The following is a 19351-nucleotide window of genomic DNA, read 5'->3' as shown; positions in this document are numbered from 1 at the left end:
GCCAAACGGCACACGCTAAAATGCTCTGCCTGCGGCGTGTTATGGGAAGCGGCCTCCTCTACCGGAAGGTCCACGCGCCATTTCACGCCGCAGGCAGAGCATTTTAGCGTGTGCCGTTTGGCCAGTAGAGCCGCAGGGACCTGATAGGCAACGCCACATGAAGGGCAAACAATTCTCATCAGTACTCTCTGTCATGCCGTAGCTGTCATGGCACGCGCTATTCAGCCAATACCTTGCGCATCTACCTGAAAAGCAGCTTTGCAAACATCCTCTTTAATACAAGAGGCTGCCCTCCATGCCAGAGGGGATTTTACACAATCCCCGTTAAATCCGCTCTCGCCACTCTCTTTGCGGCTTATCATCGACAGTGCAGGCTGCTCTCCGCTACTATCAAACCCATGCATCACGTCGCCCAGATCACGCCGCGCCTCAGCGCCCAATCCGTTTTTCTCTCATGATCCGCCTGCAGAACGTTTCATGGCGGCGGGAACGCAAGAATGGTGCTCCGGTCCTTTCGGGCCTGTCCTTTTCGGTGCCACAGGGCGGCTTTCGCTGGCTACTTGGACCTTCTGGCGCGGGTAAAACAAGCCTGCTCAGCCTGCTGCATGTAGAAAGCCTGCCGACAGACGGCAGCATGGACATTCTGAACAAGACCGTAACAGCAGAAGCCCCACGCGCCACATTGATGCGCCTGCGGCAGCGAATCGGGATGGTACATCAGAACTATCGACTGATGCCCGATCTTTCCGTGGCCGATAACGTGGCCCTTCCCTTACGCCTTCAACATCGCCCGGAAGAGGAAATAACGGATGAGGTGCACGCCATCCTGAAATGGGTGGGGCTGGGAGAACGCGTAAACGTACGCGCCTCACGCCTCTCTGGCGGTGAGCAGCAGAGAACCGCCATAGCGCGTGCCATTGTCCACCGGCCCGGCCTTATTCTGGCGGATGAACCCACCAATGCACTGGAAGAAACACAGGCGCATAAACTGCTGGACCTGTTTGGAGAACTCAGCAGCATGGGCACAACCGTGATTGTCGCCACCCATAACGAGGCCCTAGTTCGCCGCCTGCCCCAGCCATCCCTCTACCTTGAACGGGGCCGGCTGGTGCGGGAGGGAGACTGACCCATGGCGCTCCCCTTTTCCGGCCGTAAGGACGGCCTCTCCCTTTCAGAAGCTCTGCCGGACAGAAGCCTGTTCATTCTGGTAGCCATGATGAGCTTTCTGGCAGCCCTCACCCTTACAGGTGCAACAGGCGCACGCGCATTGTCTGCCCGTTGGGCTGGCGGCGCGGCCCAATTGCTGACCATTCAGGTTTCTGCCCCGGACCAACCCGCACCGGCTACCGCAACGCCTCCTCAGAAAACGGCCACGGGGCCGACTCCCGCAACCTCCCCTCAAACGCAAACACGGGCGGACGCCGTGCTGGCGCACCTTTCCGCCTTGCCCTCCGGGACGCAGGTTCACAGACTGAGCAAAGAAGAACTTGCACATTTACTGACACCTTGGCTGGGGGATGCCAGCAACAGCGCGCTTCCTCTGCCTGCCGTAATAGAAGTGCGTCTGCCCGCCGGTGCAGCCGCTCCGGCAGATCTGGAGCAGACCCTCAACGCTCAGGTTCCAGACACCCTTGTTGAACATAATGCCGAGTGGAGCACCCGGCTGCGGGCACTGGCTGATAGCCTGCTGGCCTGCGCCGCGCTGGCGCTTGCCACCGTAGGCGGGATTGCCGCCATGATTACCGGGCTTGCAACCCGCACGGGGCTTTCCACCCGCCGGGATATTATTGAAATTCTGCATGGGCTGGGTGCCACGGACAGCTACATTGCCGGACGTTTTGCTGGACGCACCGGCGGCCTTGCGTTGGGAGGCGGCATTCTGGGCACCTTGCTGGCTATCGCGCCGCTTGTCTTCCTGTTCAGAATGGCGGCTCCGTTTGCCGTCTCTTCTCTTCAAACAGCCAGCACCGCCATGCCGGACTGGCGCTCCCTTCCCGGCATGTTGCCACAGGATCTGCTTATCGGGCTTGCGGGGCTACCGTTTGTTGCTGCCTTTATTGGCTGGATGACCACACAGATCATGGTCCGCATCTGGCTCCGCCGCATGCCATGAAGGCCTCCACTCCCCCCCAGAGAACCGCACCCCGACGCTCCCGCTTGAACCGCATGCTATGTGGTGGGGTCCGGTTGGGGCTGTTAGTGCTCCTTTGTATGGGCGTAACATTCGGCTGGTTTGCATATGATGCCCTACAGCCCGCCCATTCGGTTCCCCACACGGACGGTATTGTAGCGCTCACGGGCGGGCAAGGCCGCATAGACATGTCTTTAAGGCTGCTCCGGCAAAATCAGGCCGAGAAACTGCTGATCTCTGGGGTGGACCCACAGACGGGCCGTGATGATCTGCTCCCCCCCATGCCTGCCCCCCTGAAAGAACGCATTACGCTAGGCTATCAGGCACGTTCAACCATTGAAAACGCAGCAGAAACCGCAGCCTGGGTTGCAGACAACCATATTTATACCCTGACCGTTGTAACCGCTGGCTATCACATGCGCCGCGCCATGCTTGAGTTAGGCCGTACACTGCCGGGCGTGACGCTATACGCATACCCCGTCAAACCGCCTGCGTTGGAACATCCACTGAAAAGCAATACGCTCCGCCTGCTTCTGACAGAATATCTGAAATGGCTGGGGGCTCTGGCGGGCATGGTTCATAATCCCTCCAGAGTATAACATGCTACTCGCCAGCACGTGGGTCAGGCAACTTGCACTTGCAGACCAGAAACAGGCTTTCCTGCCTGCTGCCGTTCACGCCACAGGAACACGCCAAAAAGGATCAGCCCCAGAAGCGGACTGAATAATGTATATTTCCATGTCTTGGGAAAATACGAGACTGTTAATTCCCCCTGACAATGGGGAGGAACGGTGACAGACAGCAACATTTTTCTGTAACCCGACACGTCAACCTTGCAGGCCAACCCGTGGGCACTATACCCCGGCCAGAACTCGCGTGAAAAAACCATGGTAATGGCGTTTTTTTCGTCAGGGATCGCCAGTTTTATGGTATTATTTGTCTCCTTGGAAACAGAAACCGCTGGAGCGCTGGCATAGGCTAAAGAAGACGAATATGTCTTCTGGCTCATCGCATACATCATACCTCGGGGCCCTGGCAAAACCCTGCCAAATCCACAGCGTTTCACAGCATCCAGCATATTTCCGTTACCCAGCACTATGGTGCTGACACCAAACATGCTCAGCAGACACTGATTACCAAACTCCGGTATCTGCTGGGTTAGTTGCGGGAGGGACGCATTCTGATCCAGCAATGTGTGCGGAAGAGAATGCACCAGAACTTGGTCTATGTATTTCTGCCCGTTGGGAGAATAACCATTGGCTGTTTTCACATCATAATAGCCAAACTGAGAAGAATTGATATCTGCCAGTTCATGGGCATCATGATATCCCCATCCGGAAAAGGACATCACAGAACCGCTGAGATTAAGGTTTGAGAGATTTTCGAGTTTTTTGGGTAAATCAATCTGATACATGTATTTTTCTCCCACGCCAGACAACGTGAAAAACATGATCAGAACACTTGCCAACGGCACCACAAAAAGAGGGAGAGACGTCTCTGTCTTGATGGCCTGTTTTTTGATGAAAAACAGATAGGCGCACAATACCAGAACCAAGCTGAAAAAATCAGCCATAAGCAGATTTTTAAATTCAAACGCACAGATAGAATAAGATATTATTGCTGACACTATCAAAAAATAAAAAAACGCTCTTTCTCTTCCTTTGGTCACCACTATTTCAAAACGGTCCAGAATATAGAAGGAAATCACATTCACCATAAGCGTGAAAAAAGGGAGAAAGCGGATGGAGTACCGTAACATTCCCGATTGCGACGGCATCTGGCATAATATTAAAAACACCACTGAACAGGTGAAGAGTATTTTCAACACCGGGTCATTCAGCTTTATCTTTGAAAAAAAGACCGGAAATATACAGAAGACAGATGCAAACCCAAACGCAACGCAAACGGCTCTGTATCCACCAAAATAATTCATATGCTCGAAATATGTTGGGGAAAACGCAAACAGCATTTGGGTAAGGCTTGGCACCAGAAAATTGTTCAAATTATCCCAACCGGAAGGCCTTACAATAAAATCGCGTAAATACAGAAATTCTGAATAGACGGGAACGGCGCACAGCCCAGCGCACAACGTTGGAACAACCAACGCGATGTTTTTCTTGAAATTCTGCCTCATAACAAACGCCAGAGAGCAGACACCTATGACCAGATAGCCAATAAACCCATGAGGCCACCCTGATAACAAAAGCAAAAAAACTGAAATAAAATTAAAAACATAACTACTTAGAGAACGTTCTTTTAAAAGAAAAAAGAAAGATGCAACCGACAACATGGCAAGGGCATGTCCATTGGCGGCGTTCCACCATGGACCAGCGTACTGGTATAAAAACATGGCATTTGCAGGCAGGGAAAACCCCAAAAGCACTGAGATGTTTTTCTTAAGCCCCAAAGACTGACCTATAATATAGCCGGCAACAGCCAATACAAAAATATCAAGGACAGCAAAAAACACGCCTGTTGAGGTAACAAGGGTGTTTGATGAGGTGATAAGAGAAGCCACTATGTTGTGCGGTGCAAAAATAGCGCGTTGCAGTTCCACCATGGCGTTGCTGCCAACCAGAATATTCTTGGCAATGAAGGGTATCTCCCAATTCCGCCAGGACTCTCCATATTGCCGCATGAACCCCAGATATTCATTCTGGGAATCATCTTCTGTAAAAAAATATGGATTATTTAAAGTTGCAGCCGCAACAATCACAATCGAAAATATAAAGAAATAAAAATATACGTTTATATTTTTTAAAAAACGCATAAAATTCTCCGACACATTATTATATCTATTTTTGAGGACCATACACACGCGGTTGCCGGACGCAAGATAACCGAACTAAAAATACTCTATCAAAAAGAGGCGTCCATTTTCTGGGAATAAAGTTTGATTATAAAATAATCACTTATGCCTTTTTACTTAAAGGGTTCGAGAGAGCAGCCATTTACAGCCGCTCTCCCTCACCTGAGCCGTTGTTACCGCACCGCCTTCAGAACAGCCGCATGATGCCGTATGTGATCAGCAGCAAAGCTCTGCACAAACCAGTATGAGTGATCATATCCATCATGCTCGCGCAAGGTCAGAGCCTGACCGGCTGTTTGTGCCGCAGTTGCCAGATGCCATGGTTGAAGTTCGCGTTCCAGAAACTGGTCGGCCTTTCCCTGATCAACCAACAATGTGGAGGGGTGAGTATGGCCATCCTCCAACAGGCACACGGCATCATACGCGCGCCACGTTGCGCGGTCTGGACCAAGATAATTGGTGAAGGCCTTCTCACCCCACGGCACCACGGCGGGGTGCACAATGGGGGCAAAAGCCGAGACAGATTTCCAGAACTGCGGAGCCCGCAATCCATGCACAAGCGCTCCATGCCCTCCCATGGAATGCCCCGTGATACCACGCCGCGCACCATCCAGCGGAAAATGAGCCTCTACCAACCGGGGCAATTCTTCACAAATATAGTGCCCCATTCGGTAATGCTTCCGCCACGGCTCCTGTGTGGCATCCAGATAAAATCCGGCTCCGGTTCCAAAGTCCCAGTCTGTATCTTCTCCCTCAATGCCTGCTCCGCGGGGAGATGTATCCGTCGCCACAAGCGCCACCCCTAATCTGGCAGCCTCCGCCAGGGCATCCGCCTTGATGAAAAAGGTCTCTTCCGTGCAGGTCAGTCCGGCCAGCACATAAACAACGGGCACCGGATTTGCGGTATCTGCACCGGGCGGCACAAACACGGCAAAACGCGCTTCAAGCCCCAGAACGTTTGACTGATGGGTGTAGAAACCAACCCGTCCACCATGACACACATGCTCCGAGCGCGTCTCGATTGTTGTCACCACCCTCTCTTCTCCCTTATTCTCGTCCTGTCGCGCCATGGCTTGATCCTTGTGCCACGTATTCCGTCCCCTCTCGTCCGGGCAGGATGGCGGAGCAGGAGCCCCTTCCTGTTTTTTGCAGCATAGCAACTCACAGGAAAATCTGTTTCCATCATTTTCGTGCCACACTGAGCATGAACAATGTCTTAATGAACCCGCTGAACGCATGACAAAGCTGTAACATGGACAGAATGCGCCCCTTCAGGCAGGAAACCGTAAGCGTCCTTCCAAGTTACTGTGTCTTCTTTTGAACCATAACAACCATAATGGAGACTATCTGGATGATCGTTGACCAAAGGATCGGCTTGCGGATTATCAGCAAAGAGATCCTGGGGGTATTCCTCCTCATGGCAGCATGGGATTGTGTCGTGGTTGTCCTGTTTCAGGTATTCCATCAGGAATGGATGGAACTTCCCAGCCTTCCCACATCGCTTATCGGCTCTGCTCTCGCCCTCTTCATGGGTTTTCGCAGTAACAGCGCCTATGCCCGTTGGTGGGAGGCCCGCACCTTGTGGGGGTCCATTACCAACAACTGCCGCTCCTTCAGCCGTCAGGCAGGGACATTGCTGGGTGATCGACCAGATCTGATGTTCGGCATTGCCGCCTATCCTCATGCCCTGCGCGGTGCATTGGGGAATGTTGATGTCTCGGCTGATGTCAAACGGCTGCTCCCACCCAACATGCTCAAGGGCATTGAAGGCTGGCGTAATCAGCCCAATGCCATTCTCTACCAGTTGGGGCTTGGCGTAAGCGAGGAAGTGGCCAAAAAAGGCATTGATGGCGCCGTACATGGGCAAATAGACCGTATTCTGTCTGATCTGGCCAACGCTCAGGGTGGACTGGAACGTATCCGCAATACGCCGCTTCCCATGCAGTTTTCCGCCCTACCGCGTGCACTGGTAAACATTTTCTGCATTATCCTGCCTATCTCCATGGTCCAGACTCTTGAATGGATTACGCCACTGGGGTCTTCCCTTGTGGGTATGCTGTTTCTGGTGCTGGACAAAAGCGCGAACGATCTTCAGGAACCCTTCGCCAGCACACCGCATGCTCTGCCCATGGCGACCATGGCCCGCACCATTGAAATTGATACCGTACAACCTACAGGCCTTGGCTCTCCGCCGCCGCTCACCACCATCAAGGGCATTCAGTCCTGAAAGCAGCATCACGCGTCCCCAAGGCCCTGTCTGCCCTTATGGAAGACAGGGCCACGAATTTATGGTATAAGCCTTGGCTATGAGCACATTCAGAACCACCCCTAAAGGCGGCGTGACAGATGCAATGGCACGCACGGCCGCAGCAACCACCGCAGCCCAGGCCAAAACCAAGATCAAGGACGACGACCCCTTCCAGGAGGGTGACGCCATTGTCTATGCGGCCCACGGCGTAGGGCGCGTGGACCGTATTGGCGTTGATGAAATTGCCGGCACGAAGCTGGAAGTGATCCAGATTTCCTTCCCCGGCAACCAGATGACGCTGCGTATTCCGCTAACCAAGGCCCGCAAGGCTGGTTTGCGCAAGATTGTCTCACGCGAAATTGTTGACAAGGCCATGTCCATTATCAAGGGCAAGCCGCATGTCAGCAAAGGCATGTGGGCACGGCGTGCCGTTGCCTATCAGGAAAAAATCAACTCGGGTGATCTGGTCCAGATTGCAGAAGTACTGCGTGACCTGCGCCGCAATGTGGACAGCCTGGACGGCAGCTTTAGTGAACGCAAGCTGTTTGAAGCCGCACAGGAACGTTTTGTGGCCGAAGTTGCAGTACTGGAAAAGAAAGACCCGGCGGATGTTCTTTCTTCTCTGACCGAAGTTATGAAAGCAGCCTGATACGGCCTCTGTCATAATCCTGAAAAACCCGGCTGGCATGCTGCCTTGCCGGGTTTTTTCTTACCTGCTTCTGTTTTGCTTTCCCGCAACGCATCTGGACGATACATAAGAGAACCATGACGCGCCCTGCTTCTTCTCCCACCCTGAGCCATCCTGATCAGACCACGCTTCGTCGTGCCCTGAGCGAGATAAAAGCCGGTCATTTCGAGGCTATGCTGGCTGTTCTGCAACCCTACGCCAAGCTGGATGAGCCGCAGATACAGACCCTGCTCGGCCTGTGTTACGCGGGAACGTATGCCCCACGGAAAGCTGCGGAACTTTTCTGCGCGACCGCCACCAAAAATCCGCTGGCACAGCATCCGTTGCAGGACCTCAGCGAGATCATGGTGGCGCTGGACCGTCGGGAAGACGTGCTGCCCGTGTGCCGGGAAGCCCTGAAACTCACCCCCAAGGATGCACGAGTGCTTGAAGCACTTGGCGGCATGCTGGGCCAGATGGGGCAGTTTGACGAAGCACTGGAGGTGCTGCGTGAAGCCGTTGCCCTGCGTCCAAACAACACACTGGCCGCCAATCTGCTGGCTATGGTGCTGGCAGAAAAAGGGGATATGGAAGGCGCGCTGGACGTTCTTCAGGCTGTTAAGGAAGAACACCCCGATCACGCAGGGACATTGTCCAATATCGGGTGCGTTCTCTCCAACATGGGGAAACTGGAAGAGGCGTTGGATTTCTACCGCCGCGCCATTACCTACCGCCCGACCAATGCTCAGATCCGCCTGAACCACTCCATCACCCTGCTCAAGGCAGGCCGTTACGCTCAGGGATGGGCCGAGCATGAATGGCGCTTCAAGCTTCCCGGCCATACCAGCCTGCCACCTGAACAGCTCATGCCCTCGCTTGGTCCGAACACGGATATCCGAGGCAAGCGTATTCTCATCACGCAGGAAGAAGGGTTGGGCGATACATTAATGTATCTGCGCTATATTGAACCCTTGGCCCGGCGCGGAGCCATTCCCCATTTGTGGGTGCCGGATACGCTGGCAGACCTGTGCCGCCGCGTAACTGGCGCCATCGAAGTGCAGGTTGGGGGCGATGTTCCGGCTTATGACTGGCATTGCCCCTTCATCAGCCTCCCCCGCGTTTTTGCAGCCACGGAAGATGCAATGGGCGCTTCTGTTCCGTATCTGAAAGCAGATCCGGACAAGATAAAATATTTCTCCGCCTTTCTGCCACGCAACCGCAAGCTGAATGTGGGGTTGGTATGGGGCGGCGCACCGCGCCCCAATCTGGTTGGCCCCTACATGGTAGACCGCCGCCGTTCCATGAATCTGCACACGTTGGCTCCCCTTGCCGCTGTGCGCGGCATCAACCTCATCAGCCTGCAAAAAGGCCCCTATGCTGAGCAGATGTTGGACCTACCGGAAGATATGGTGCTGTATGATCCAACGGATGAATTGCACAGTATGGATGATACGGCAGCCCTCATCATGTCTCTGGATGTTGTGGTGTCTGTTGATACGTCCTGCGTGCACCTTGCCAGCGCACTGGGCAAACCTGTGCTGATGATGGACCGCTATGATAATTGCTGGCGGTGGCTCCATAATCAGACAACCAGCCCATGGTATCCGGACCTCCGCATTATTCGTCAAAAAGCCCCCCGCGAATGGGACGGCGTTGTGCAGGAAGTGGTTCAGAGCCTGACACATATGGTCAAACAGAAACGGACCGGAACCAAGGTCCGGTGATCTCCTTCGCTCACCATTCTTCCAGCCATCAAAAAAGGCGCCTCCTGCCGGAGAGCGCCTTTTTTATTAGCCCGCCAGCCCGAAGCTGACGGGGCCTGCAGGTGATCTTTTAGCCGGAAACATCAGTCTTCAGGCTGGAAGGCGCAATGAGCTTTGCGCCACTTCCATTACCAATCACTTCAAATACACCCAGCGCCCGGCGCGTGCGCCCGTTGGGCTGCAAGGTGAAAGGACCATCCACACCTGCAAATCCTTCAGGCCGTGTCAGCACATCTGCGGGGTAGCCCGATGGGGCAACCTGAGAGACGGTTTTGGCCACCATGGCGGCGTCATACGACAAATCAGCCAGAGGCCGCGGCATATGGTGATTCCTCGCCAGAAAACGGCTGGCAAATGCCTGACGGGAAGACGGGTCCGGTGCCGCATACCAGGCCCCCTTCAGTGCTCCCAGCTTGGTGGCAAAAGCGGACCACAGACCCGGCCCCATAATCCGTACGTTGCTGGCAGTAACCTGACTATCATTCAGGGCGGTAATGACATTTTTCAGCCCAAGCCCCGTATCCCCCAGCAGCAGGGCATCAAACGGAGGAGGAGAAAATGCAGCCGCAGGTGGTGCTGGTGCCGCAGAAGGCGTAGCCGCCGTGCTTCTATCGGGTTTCAGGGCCGCGGCAAGATCAGACGGCAAGGGCTTTTCAGCATCCGCCACGGCATCGGCTGCGGGTGCACCTGTATTGGGTGTTGTGGTTCCGGAAGTTGCGCGGGATTCGGAAAGACGTGTGTCATAAGAGGAAAGCTGACGCATCTTCTGCGTAATACTGTCCACACTGCCTGTATGGTACAGAATGGCAGGCGCATTCAGCCCCTGATCCTGACACGCCGTAACAAGGCCATTCCCCAAAGCGCGACCCAAGGGATTATCAGGCAACAGCGCTGCAAAACGATGACGCCCTTCCTTGCGGGCGAGTGCGACAAGCCGCTCCACCTGATCTTCCGGCGTAATGCCCATCACCCATACGCCTGCACGCGCCTGAGAGACATCACTGGTAAACGCCAGCACAGGCACGCCAGCATTCTGTGCGGCGGGAGCTGCCGCTGCGGTATCACCGGCTGTCAACGGGCCAAGAAGAATACCATCCCCTGCGGCCAGCGCGGCAGACGCGGCAGCCACAGCCCCACCAACCCCGGCAGTGTCATGCACATCCATGGTGGGCGCACCCGCAGCCGGAGCCGCAGTTGCCCCAGCGGGTGCTGGCGCATCGCTCAGGGCAAGAGCCGCGCCAGAAAGAAGTTCACGCCCCAAGCCGGCGTTAGGGCCGGTCAACGGTAGCAAGACGCCAACCTTATGGCTTGCTTTTGGAGCCTGCGCGCCCGATCCTGCCGAGCCAGACTGATCCGCGCAGCCTGCCAGCATAAGCCCCACTGTGCCCAAAACAGCCATTCCGGCCTTGCGCGCCGCGCGGTTTGCCGTCAGACCACCCGTGGGTGCTCCAGACAGGAAAGAATAGGCGCGTGTCATCATCCAGTTCGTCCTCCGAAAACAACCGGTCTGAGGCACAGTGCGACCGGGACAGTCTCCTCCATAGCGAAGGAAAAGCCTCAAGTCATGCCCCGCGTGCGTTCAGCCTGACTCTGGTGGCAACGCCCATTGGCAATCTGGGAGATTTCAGCCCCCGCGCGGCACAAGCGCTGGCGGAAGCTGATCTGGTGTTGTGTGAGGATACCCGCACAACAGCCCGCCTGCTTTCCGAAAACAGTATTTCCGCCCGCACGGAAGCCCTGCACGAACACAATGAACGCCAGCGTGTGCCTGCACTGATAGAGCGTTTGCAGAACGGCACGCGCATTGCCCTTGTTTCCGACGCGGGCATGCCTCTGCTGTCTGACCCCGGTTACCGGCTGGTGCGCGCCGCCATAGAGGCCGACATTCCGCTGACGGTCATTCCCGGCCCCAATGCGGCATTGACGGCGCTGGTGCTCTCCGGCCTCCCCCCGCACCCGTTCATGTTTGTCGGCTTCCCGCCGCCACGCTCCGCCGCCCGGAAGGAGGCGTTCGCCAAACTGCATGCCGCCGAGCGCGCCGGGCTGGCCGCCACCCTTATTTGGCATGAAGCCCCCCACCGGCTAGCTGAAACACTGGCGGACATGGCCGAGATTTTTGGTCCTACCCGCCCCTGCGCCGTGGCACGCGAACTCACCAAACGGTTTGAGGAAGTCAGGCGCGCGCCGGTAGCTGATCTGGCCGCCTTTTATGCAGAAGTACCGCCGCGCGGTGAAATTACCGTCCTGCTTGGCCCTGCCGAGGTAGAAGAAACTAGCGCGGATGATCTGGACACGACACTGCGCTCCCTGCTCGACACCCACTCGGTCAAAGACGCAGCCGCCCTCGCTGCCACCGCCGCAGGCCTGCCCCGCCGCACGGTTTACGCCCGCGCACTAGAACTGGCCGCAGAACGAAAAGCCCAAAATCAACCCTAGCCGAAGTCCCACACTCTCTTCACCTTCATCCGTTCCACCCCACGTTCTCGACCGCAGAACAGGACGTTTGAACGCTCCTGGCAACGTCAGCGGCAAAGCACTGGCAAGATTTGAGGGAGGGGCGAAAGCGAACCGGAAAATACGGTCAGGACATGAGGAAAAAATCAGCGCACTCTGCTGCCCAAAACGCCGCTTTTTACAAAGTTATGGGAAAGCGGCGCGGTGACTAATTCTCACGTACTGAGTGAGGTCTCGCCTGTGCCTCCACAGATCAGTGAAAAAGTCTCAGCCAGCATGGGAGCAGCCTGCAAGATAGGAGTGCCCCTCCTGCCCCCTAAAACCACCTTTAACGGTTCACTGCTACAGCTTCCCCGGCGGCGTGGCCGCTGGCCCATGCCCATTGAAAATTATAGCCGCCCAGCCAGCCGGTAACGTCCACCGCTTCGCCGATAAAATACAGGCCGGGCACCTGTTGGGCCTCCATGGTTTTGGAGGAAAGCGCGCGCGTATCCACTCCGCCGCGCGTGACTTCCGCCTTGGCAAAGCCCTCCGTGCCCGTTGGGTGCATATCCAGCCGATGAATATGCTCGGCCAAAGCGCGAATGGTTTTGTCTGGCCACTCCACCACTGGGCGATCAGGCGCGAACTGGCGCGCCAGTTCCTGCGCCAAACGCTGCGGGAACCAGCGGCTCAACACGGCAGGCCCGCGCATTTTGCCTCTGCTGGCTTTGACCTCCGCCAGCAGGCGGCCACTGTCCTGCCCAGGCAATAAATCAAGCCGCACGGGCTGCCCCGCCTGCCAGTAGGATGAGATCTGCAACAAAGCAGGGCCGGACAAGCCGCGATGCGTAAACAGAAGCGCTTCTTCAAACGCCACTTTGCCGCAGGATGCCTTGACCGGTAGGGAAACCCCGGCCAGTTCCTTTACCCAGCTTTCCGTGCCAGCGCCGAATACCAATGGCACCAGTGCAGGTTCTGGCATGATGACCGGCAGACCAAAATGCCGTGCTAAATCATACCCAAACCCGGATGCCCCCAGCTTGGGGATAGACAGGCCCCCCGTTGCCACAACAAGCGCAGCAGACGTGAACTCTCCTGCTGACGTCCTGACCCGAAATACCTCGGCACGGCTGACGTCAGCCACCCGCACATCCGTCAGCAAGCGCACGCCTGCCGCATCACATTCGGCAAGCAGCATTTTGACAATGTCACTGGCAGAATTGTCGCAAAACAACTGCCCGAGCTTTTTTTCATGCCACGAGATTTTATGGGTTGCGAGCAGCGCCAGAAAATCCGCCGGGGTGTAGCGGCTCAGAGCAGAACGGGCAAAGTGCCTGTTCTGGGACAGAAAACATTCAGGTTTGACATCCCGGTTGGTAAAATTGCACCGGCCTCCGCCAGAAATGAGAATCTTGCGTCCCGGCTCTGGCGCATGATCCAGCACCACAACCCGGCTGCCGCGTCGGGCTGCGGTAAAGGCGGCCATCAGCCCGGCTGCGCCAGCGCCAATCACCACCACATCTGGCGTGCGCCATGTGGCCTCACGCCGTTCAGGTAGGGTCACCAGCCGCTCAGAAATCAAGATTGACGTAATAGTCGGGCGGCGTGATGCCTGCCACACGGTCCGTCAACAGCGGTCGGAAACACGGGCGGGACTTCATGCGGGCATACCAGTCTCGTACCGCCGGGATGCGGGACCAGTCTATGTCCCCAATAAAATCAAGGCTGGATAGATGGGCCGCTGCGGCAAAATCCGCCAGAGACAGGAAATTCCCGGCTAGCCAGTTCCGGTTTTCCGCCAGATGGTTCACGTATTTCAGGTTCGGCTTCATGGCCGCGTAACCTTCACGCAGCACCGTGCCATCGGGGTTGCCCCGACCGCTCAGGCGCTTCATCACACGCTCGCCAATAAAGCGGTTGGTCACTTTTTCAGCAAAATAGCCATCAAACCACGCCACAAGGCGGCGCACTTCAACCCGCTCAGCCAGCGTGCGGCCCAGCAGCGGGGTATCGGAATACGCTTCTTCCAGATACTCGCAGATCACGTGAGAGTCTGGAACAATCAGGCCATTGTCTTCCACCAGCACAGGCACCTGACCTGCCGGGTTCATGGCCAGAAATTCCGGACGCTCCTCCCACACCCGTTCAATAATCGCTTCAAACGGCAGGCGTTTTTCGCCCAACACAAGACGGACCTTGCGGCAATAGGGAGAAATGGGGAGATGAAAAAGGGTACGCATGACGCAGATTTATGACATTGTCTGCGCCTGCACCAGAGGATAAATCATATCTTTCATCATCAAATATGCGCGGCCACCCTGCTTGTGTGGCATACGCTCGACAGATCGGCCTCCCCGCTATACTCCTTGCGCCATCCCGTTTGACCTTACCCAGCGAGATCCCCAACCCTTGTCCGGCACGCCATCCTCCCCTCCCCGTATCCGTCTTTCCGGCAGATCCTTTCTGGCGCTCACACTCACGCCTGAGGCACCTCTGGCAGACTGGCTGCACGCACTTGACCTGCAACTGGCCCGCTCTGCCGGTTTTTTCTCCGGCAAACCCATCATCCTTGATCTCAGCCTGGTGGACGCCCAGACCCCGGATCTGGCGTATCTGCAACAGGCGCTGGAAGAGCGGGGCGTACGCCTGATCGGCATTGAGGGAGCAGACCGCTCCTGGCCCGCCCTTGCCGGGTGGAACTGGCCCGAGAGCTTTATTGGCGGACGGTCTTCCGGCAACATCGATATTCCGGAAGATGATGTTCCCGCCCCACCTGCCCCCAGCACACTTTTGCTTGAAGAGCCCATCCGCTCTGGCCAGCATATTGTCTGGCCGAATGGGGACGTGATCATTCTCGGCTCCGTGGCCTCGGGGGCGGAAGTTTCTGCCGGTGGCTCCATTCACGTTTATGGCGCACTGCGTGGGCGAGCCATTGCGGGCATTGGGGGGCATGCGGAGGCCCGTATTTTCACCCGCCATCTGGAAGCGGAACTGGTGGCGATTGATGGATTTTACGCCACAGCCGAGGAAATGGACGCTGAACGGAGCGGAAAACCCACGCAGGTTGTGCTCTCCGGAGAGACGCTCACTTTCCACCCGATGGCATAATTACGGCATTTTCCTTAAAAAGAATGTAGATTGAGTGAATATTCTGCATTCCATTTTTGACCGCAGATTGTAATCTTGCCGCCAACACGGCCGTCACACCCTGATTGATGGCAAGAATGGACTAAGACGAAAGAGGAATAAGACGAATGTCAAAGGTTCTGGTCGTCACGTCAGGTAAAGGTGGGGTGGGTAAAACCACCACAACCGCAGCCCTGGGCGCCGCACTGGCCAAGGGAGGTCAGTCTGTTGTGCTGGTGGATTTTGACGTCGGCCTGCGTAACCTTGATCTGGTTATGGGGGCGGAACGCCGGGTGGTGTTTGACCTCATCAACGTTATTCAGGGCGATGCCAATCTGGCTCAGGCGCTGATCAAGGATAAGCGGGTAGACAACCTCTCCCTGCTGCCTGCCTCCCAGACACGGGACAAGGATGCCCTCACGTCAGAAGGTGTCGCCAAGGTTATTGATGAACTGCGCAAGAAGTTTGACTGGGTGATCTGCGATAGCCCGGCAGGAATTGAACGCGGCGCACAGATGGCCATGTATCATGCCGATGTGGCGGTGATTGTCACAAACCCGGAAGTATCTTCCGTGCGTGATAGTGACCGCATCATCGGTATGCTCGACAGCACGACCGCCAAAGCCAAGAAAGGCGAGAAGCTGGAGAAGCACCTGCTCATCACCCGCTATGATCCGCAGCGCGCCGCGAAGGGAGACATGCTGGGCACGGATGACGTGCTTGATATTCTCTCCATCCCGCTGCTGGGCATCATTCCGGAAAGCGGGGACGTGCTGCGTGCTTCCAACGTAGGCGCACCCGTCACCATTGCCGAGCCGGACAGCGCGCCCGCCCGTGCCTACACGGATGCAGCCCGCCGCCTGAATGGTGAAAAACTGGAAGTGACAATTCCGACCGAACGCAAAGGCCTGTTTGACTGGCTGTTCAAAAGGAGAGTTGCATGAGCTCCTTCCTCTCCAACATCTTCAAGCGCCGCTCTTCCGCTCCGGTTGCGCGGGATCGCTTGCAGATCCTGTTGGCGCATGAACGTATTTCCGTGGGGGATGGCAAGGACGATCTGCTGGCCCAGTTGCACCGCGAAATCATGGAAGTCATCAAACGCCATGTTGCCGTTGATCAGGACAAGGTTCAGATCAAACTGGATCGGGGTGCGCAATATTCCACGTTGGAAATTGATGTGGAAGTTCCCGGCCTGACAGACGGCAAACCGGCAGCCCCTGCCAAGCCTGCACCGGATAAAGCCAAGACCAAACCAGCCTGAGCAGACACGGGCATGAGTGTTTATGAAAAAGCCAGCAGAGGGACCTCCTTTGCTGGCTTTTTCATTCTTAAAAATTAACGTCCCGCTCTGCTGCCACAGCAAAAATAGCCAGAACGGATTTTTCAATCCGGGTGGCCATCAAGTGCGCGAAAACGGGTAGGCTCTTGTTCCGCCATAGAGACCGGACAGAACCTGACACCCGCCTGCCTTCTTATGACGGCAGTAACGGCTCCAGCCAGGACTGAGCCTGTGCAAAATCGCGCCGCATGGCTTCCGCTGCTTTTGTAACGTCATGCTCACGAAAGGCCGACAATAATTGCAGATGCGGGTGATTTTTATCCGCTGGGCTAATGTCCGGCAGACCATTGGCCGCCGCATAGATCGGTCCGATCCGCGTCCATAACCCGTGCATGAAGCCTGCTGTCAGCGTCAGGCTGGCAAAATCTGCCACCGCACTATGGAAAGCCGCGTTGGCAACGGCCGTGCCATGCGGGTCTCCAGCCTCATACGCACGGATGAAGTCGTTATGGCATTCTTCCAGCGCGGCAATCTGCTCTGGCGTAATGCGCTCTGCCACATTCCGGGCCAGTCGCTCTTCAATATCTGCCCGCAGAGCATGGATTTCCACAAACACCGCGCGGGAAATAACAGGCACACGCGCCGTATTACGCTCATCCAGTTCCAACGCCTGTTCGGACACCAGCCGCAGCAGAGCCTCACGCACCGGCGTCGGACTGAGCTTGAGAGAGGCCGCCAGCGGCCGCAGGACCAGCCGATCCCCCCCACGATACTGGCTGTGAATAAGCCGTTCGCGTATCTGCTCATAGGCGTAGGCCGCAAGGGCTCCCCGGCCAGTCCGCCGTTCCGTAAGGGGAGTAAGAGCTTCATCCTGCAATATCATGCGTGCGCTACCTGCTTGCTCAGAAAATACCTGTAAGGACCATCCTGCTGTTCCAGCACTGCGGGAGGTCCATCTTCCACAATCCTGCCGTCCTGCATCACGACAATTCTATCAAAGTTCCGCAAGGTGGAAAGCCGGTGTGCCACGGCAATCACGGTTCGGCCCATCATAAGCCGGTCCAGCGCCTTCTGCACATGCTCTTCGCTTTCCGTATCCAGTGCGCTGGTGGCTTCATCCAGAATAAGGATGGGTGCGTTGCGTAGAAAGGCGCGCGCGATGGCAATACGCTGGCGCTGCCCGCCCGAAAGCTTGACGCCCCGATCCCCCACAATGGTCTGAAACCCCTCCGGCATAGCCTCGATAAATCCGGCGCATCCCGCCGCCATGGCTGCTGCGCGCACCTGCTCATCCGTTGCATCCGGTCGGCCATACCGAATATTTTCCAACACGGACCGATGCAACAGAGACACATCCTGCGGCACAATGGAAAGACAAGCGCGCAACGCATCATCCGTCAAACCGCGAATATCCTGCCCATCTATCAGGATCTTGCCAGACTGCACAAAACGCAGGCGCTGCAACAACGCCAGCACGGTGCTTTTGCCTGAACCAGACCGCCCCACCAGCCCCACGCGGCTGCCAGCCGTGATGTGCAGATTGAAATCCGACAGCACAGCCGTCCCACCTGGATAGGCAAAATCCACATCCCGAAAGGCCACATCGCCTTTCACTGGCCCTTCCATCTCGGTAGCGTCTTCAGCATCAGGCATGTCATGCGGCACCAACAGGGCGGAAAGCACTTCAGAAAGCCGGGCGTTATGCTGGATGGTTTCTACCAAAGACATGGCGAGGTCTCGCGTGCCGTGCAGAATGGCAAATCCCAGCGTAATGACCATGACCACCTGCCCCACAGTGGCCTGCCCCCACTGCCACAGCAACACGGCCCAGATCAGCAACCCGGTTGTGAGAACGGCAGTCAGGGCAGCGTGAACCATCCGCAGGCGTTCCATGTAACGCAGGGACTTGAGCCGCTGCCCCATTTCCCGCTGAGCCAGCGTGTTGAAGCGTTGGCGTTCCCGCCAGCGCATACCAAATGCCCGCACAAGCGCGATGTTGCCCATGACGTCCAACGTCTCGCCTTCCAGCCCGGCTGCGGCCTCAGCATACAGCCCGTGCAGGGATCGCCCCCGCACCGCCAGCCGGAACATGAGAAAACACAGACCAGAGGCAGTGATGACGGTAGCAGCCCCCATCACCCAACTGACGGACAGCATGAGCGTAACGGACAGCACCACATTCAGCGCAGGAGGCAGCACATTCCACGCAAGCATGTTTTCAATAATAAAGCTGACATTGCCTGCCGTGGCGATACGGGTTGCCAGTGATGTCGGCATACGGTCTGCAAAATAGGCGGGAGAATGCCCCGTAAGAAAACGAAACAGATCCTGCCGGATATCACCTGTAACCGCCACAAAAGTGCCAGATGCAAACCAGCCTGCCACACGCCATGAAAGGTTATCCGCCACAATCAGGCCAATCAGCAGGCCAACGGCTCCCCACGCGGCTTTGGTGGGCGCACCGTGTGGAATGCTGGTCATGATATCCACCAGATGCCGGATGCCGTAGGAGGACATGACCGAACACCCAATAGCGGCCGCCACTGCGCCAAACACCATGCAATGAGCAAAGCCCCTGCACCGCATGTACCGCAGCAGAAACCGGACAGGATGCCCTGCATAACTGGGCAGATCCTTGTCTGGCACCATAATGGCAAGCTGTTCCTTCATGCGCCTCAGACCCTGCACGGCAAACAGGTAGTGGGGACTGTTTTCTCACCCCAAGGCATCTGGCAGCACATTCTTCACGCTCCTCCACTCTCGCGGCGCTCAGGCCCGCACGGCGCTTTCTCTTGTCTGTTATCAGGGCTCTATCATGGCAAGAGCCCTCCAGACGTGCAGAAAAATGAAAAAAGTGCGCTTACGGAGAAAACGCACTCTTGCATCCGGGCG

General features: G+C 56.5%; 18 protein-coding genes. 10 read left to right on the top strand and 8 right to left on the bottom strand.

Annotated elements, in window-relative coordinates:
• On the bottom strand, positions 1-179 hold a 179-nt coding region (locus tag AD944_RS16440), incomplete at its 3' end, for a zinc-ribbon domain-containing protein (protein ID WP_211263336.1).
• Positions 180-454: 275 nt separating this feature from the next.
• On the opposite strand from AD944_RS16440, the gene AD944_RS11125 reads away from it, so the two are divergent.
• From AD944_RS11125 to AD944_RS11115, 3 genes are read left to right on the top strand one after another with little or no spacing between them, the layout of a single operon-like run.
• Positions 455-1126: a cell division ATP-binding protein FtsE gene (locus tag AD944_RS11125; RefSeq protein ID WP_045542845.1), complete on the top strand. Its 672-nt coding sequence runs from the start codon at positions 455-457 to the stop codon at positions 1124-1126.
• Positions 1127-1129: 3 nt separating this feature from the next.
• The gene (locus AD944_RS11120) at positions 1130-2113 is read left to right on the top strand and encodes a cell division protein FtsX (RefSeq protein ID WP_045542846.1); all 984 of its coding nucleotides are present in this window, start codon (positions 1130-1132) and stop codon (positions 2111-2113) included.
• A gap of 53 nt (positions 2114-2166) precedes the next feature.
• Positions 2167-2730 carry a YdcF family protein gene (locus AD944_RS11115; protein ID WP_035381134.1) on the top strand — a complete coding sequence of 188 codons (564 nt, stop codon included), beginning with the start codon at positions 2167-2169 and terminating at the stop codon, positions 2728-2730.
• Between the two features lie 23 nt (positions 2731-2753).
• On the opposite strand, the gene AD944_RS11110 is transcribed toward AD944_RS11115, so the two are convergent.
• Positions 2754-4901 carry a hypothetical protein gene (locus AD944_RS11110; RefSeq protein ID WP_045542847.1) on the bottom strand — a complete coding sequence of 716 codons (2148 nt, stop codon included), beginning with the start codon at positions 4899-4901 and terminating at the stop codon, positions 2754-2756.
• A gap of 212 nt (positions 4902-5113) precedes the next feature.
• Positions 5114-6010: an S-formylglutathione hydrolase gene (fghA, locus tag AD944_RS11105; protein WP_045542848.1), complete on the bottom strand. Its 897-nt coding sequence runs from the start codon at positions 6008-6010 to the stop codon at positions 5114-5116.
• Positions 6011-6291: 281 nt separating this feature from the next.
• On the opposite strand from fghA, the gene AD944_RS11100 reads away from it, so the two are divergent.
• The 3 genes from AD944_RS11100 (at position 6292) to AD944_RS11090 (ending at position 9579) form a co-directional block, all read left to right on the top strand.
• Positions 6292-7167 carry a bestrophin family protein gene (locus tag AD944_RS11100; protein WP_045542849.1) on the top strand — a complete coding sequence of 292 codons (876 nt, stop codon included), beginning with the start codon at positions 6292-6294 and terminating at the stop codon, positions 7165-7167.
• 79 nt (positions 7168-7246) lie between these two features.
• Positions 7247-7837 carry a CarD family transcriptional regulator gene (locus tag AD944_RS11095; RefSeq protein WP_035377777.1) on the top strand — a complete coding sequence of 197 codons (591 nt, stop codon included), beginning with the start codon at positions 7247-7249 and terminating at the stop codon, positions 7835-7837.
• 116 nt (positions 7838-7953) lie between these two features.
• Positions 7954-9579 (top strand): tetratricopeptide repeat protein, encoded by a 1626-nt coding sequence (locus tag AD944_RS11090; RefSeq protein ID WP_045542850.1) that lies wholly within the window; start codon positions 7954-7956, stop codon positions 9577-9579.
• A 109-nt stretch (positions 9580-9688) separates the two neighbouring features.
• Here the strand turns inward: AD944_RS11090 and AD944_RS11085 are convergent, their stop codons facing one another.
• Positions 9689-11095 (bottom strand): penicillin-binding protein activator, encoded by a 1407-nt coding sequence (locus AD944_RS11085; protein ID WP_045542883.1) that lies wholly within the window; start codon positions 11093-11095, stop codon positions 9689-9691.
• Between AD944_RS11085 and rsmI the strand changes: the two genes are divergently transcribed.
• On the top strand, positions 11089-12054 hold the full coding sequence (gene rsmI / locus AD944_RS11080; RefSeq protein WP_045542884.1) for a 16S rRNA (cytidine(1402)-2'-O)-methyltransferase: 966 nt from the start codon (positions 11089-11091) through the stop codon (positions 12052-12054). The two genes, AD944_RS11085 and rsmI, sit on opposite strands and share 7 nt — an antisense overlap.
• Positions 12055-12400: 346 nt before the next feature.
• Here the strand turns inward: rsmI and AD944_RS11075 are convergent, their stop codons facing one another.
• Positions 12401-13618 carry a BaiN/RdsA family NAD(P)/FAD-dependent oxidoreductase gene (locus tag AD944_RS11075; protein WP_045542885.1) on the bottom strand — a complete coding sequence of 406 codons (1218 nt, stop codon included), beginning with the start codon at positions 13616-13618 and terminating at the stop codon, positions 12401-12403.
• Positions 13619-13625: 7 nt separating this feature from the next.
• The gene (locus AD944_RS11070; protein ID WP_045542851.1) at positions 13626-14294 is read right to left on the bottom strand and encodes a glutathione S-transferase family protein; all 669 of its coding nucleotides are present in this window, start codon (positions 14292-14294) and stop codon (positions 13626-13628) included.
• A 169-nt stretch (positions 14295-14463) separates the two neighbouring features.
• Here AD944_RS11070 and minC point away from each other — a divergent pair, with 169 nt between their 5' ends.
• The 3 genes from minC (at position 14464) to minE (ending at position 16441) form a co-directional block, all read left to right on the top strand.
• The gene (gene minC / locus AD944_RS11065) at positions 14464-15162 is read left to right on the top strand and encodes a septum site-determining protein MinC (protein WP_045542852.1); all 699 of its coding nucleotides are present in this window, start codon (positions 14464-14466) and stop codon (positions 15160-15162) included.
• Positions 15163-15308: 146 nt separating this feature from the next.
• The gene (gene minD / locus AD944_RS11060) at positions 15309-16124 is read left to right on the top strand and encodes a septum site-determining protein MinD (protein WP_006557037.1); all 816 of its coding nucleotides are present in this window, start codon (positions 15309-15311) and stop codon (positions 16122-16124) included.
• The gene (gene minE, locus AD944_RS11055; protein ID WP_045542853.1) at positions 16121-16441 is read left to right on the top strand and encodes a cell division topological specificity factor MinE; all 321 of its coding nucleotides are present in this window, start codon (positions 16121-16123) and stop codon (positions 16439-16441) included. The genes minD and minE overlap by 4 nt, the downstream gene beginning before the upstream one ends.
• A 211-nt stretch (positions 16442-16652) precedes the next feature.
• Here the strand turns inward: minE and AD944_RS11050 are convergent, their stop codons facing one another.
• Positions 16653-17342 carry a GntR family transcriptional regulator gene (locus AD944_RS11050; protein WP_006557034.1) on the bottom strand — a complete coding sequence of 230 codons (690 nt, stop codon included), beginning with the start codon at positions 17340-17342 and terminating at the stop codon, positions 16653-16655.
• The gene (locus AD944_RS11045) at positions 17339-19129 is read right to left on the bottom strand and encodes an ABC transporter ATP-binding protein (RefSeq protein ID WP_045542854.1); all 1791 of its coding nucleotides are present in this window, start codon (positions 19127-19129) and stop codon (positions 17339-17341) included. Before AD944_RS11045 ends, AD944_RS11050 begins: the two co-directional genes overlap by 4 nt.
• Positions 19130-19351 lie beyond the last annotated feature (222 nt).

Origin of the sequence: Acetobacter tropicalis (genome assembly GCF_001580915.1) — a bacterium.
Taxonomy (GTDB): Bacteria; Pseudomonadota; Alphaproteobacteria; order Acetobacterales; family Acetobacteraceae; genus Acetobacter; species Acetobacter tropicalis.
Note: the sequence above shows the minus strand (reverse complement) of the source record. Positions and strands in the feature narration are given on the sequence as shown.

Coding starts and splice junctions, on each gene's coding strand:
- AD944_RS11125 (WP_045542845.1), top strand. CDS start 455: ATGATCCGCCTGCAGAACGTTTCATGGCGGCGGGAACGCAAGAATGGT.
- AD944_RS11120 (WP_045542846.1), top strand. CDS start 1,130: ATGGCGCTCCCCTTTTCCGGCCGTAAGGACGGCCTCTCCCTTTCAGAA.
- AD944_RS11115 (WP_035381134.1), top strand. CDS start 2,167: ATGCTATGTGGTGGGGTCCGGTTGGGGCTGTTAGTGCTCCTTTGTATG.
- AD944_RS11110 (WP_045542847.1), bottom strand. CDS start 4,901: ATGCGTTTTTTAAAAAATATAAACGTATATTTTTATTTCTTTATATTT.
- fghA (WP_045542848.1), bottom strand. CDS start 6,010: ATGGCGCGACAGGACGAGAATAAGGGAGAAGAGAGGGTGGTGACAACA.
- AD944_RS11100 (WP_045542849.1), top strand. CDS start 6,292: ATGATCGTTGACCAAAGGATCGGCTTGCGGATTATCAGCAAAGAGATC.
- AD944_RS11095 (WP_035377777.1), top strand. CDS start 7,247: ATGAGCACATTCAGAACCACCCCTAAAGGCGGCGTGACAGATGCAATG.
- AD944_RS11090 (WP_045542850.1), top strand. CDS start 7,954: ATGACGCGCCCTGCTTCTTCTCCCACCCTGAGCCATCCTGATCAGACC.
- AD944_RS11085 (WP_045542883.1), bottom strand. CDS start 11,095: ATGACACGCGCCTATTCTTTCCTGTCTGGAGCACCCACGGGTGGTCTG.
- AD944_RS11070 (WP_045542851.1), bottom strand. CDS start 14,294: ATGCGTACCCTTTTTCATCTCCCCATTTCTCCCTATTGCCGCAAGGTC.
- minD (WP_006557037.1), top strand. CDS start 15,309: ATGTCAAAGGTTCTGGTCGTCACGTCAGGTAAAGGTGGGGTGGGTAAA.
- minE (WP_045542853.1), top strand. CDS start 16,121: ATGAGCTCCTTCCTCTCCAACATCTTCAAGCGCCGCTCTTCCGCTCCG.
- AD944_RS11050 (WP_006557034.1), bottom strand. CDS start 17,342: ATGATATTGCAGGATGAAGCTCTTACTCCCCTTACGGAACGGCGGACT.
- AD944_RS11045 (WP_045542854.1), bottom strand. CDS start 19,129: ATGAAGGAACAGCTTGCCATTATGGTGCCAGACAAGGATCTGCCCAGT.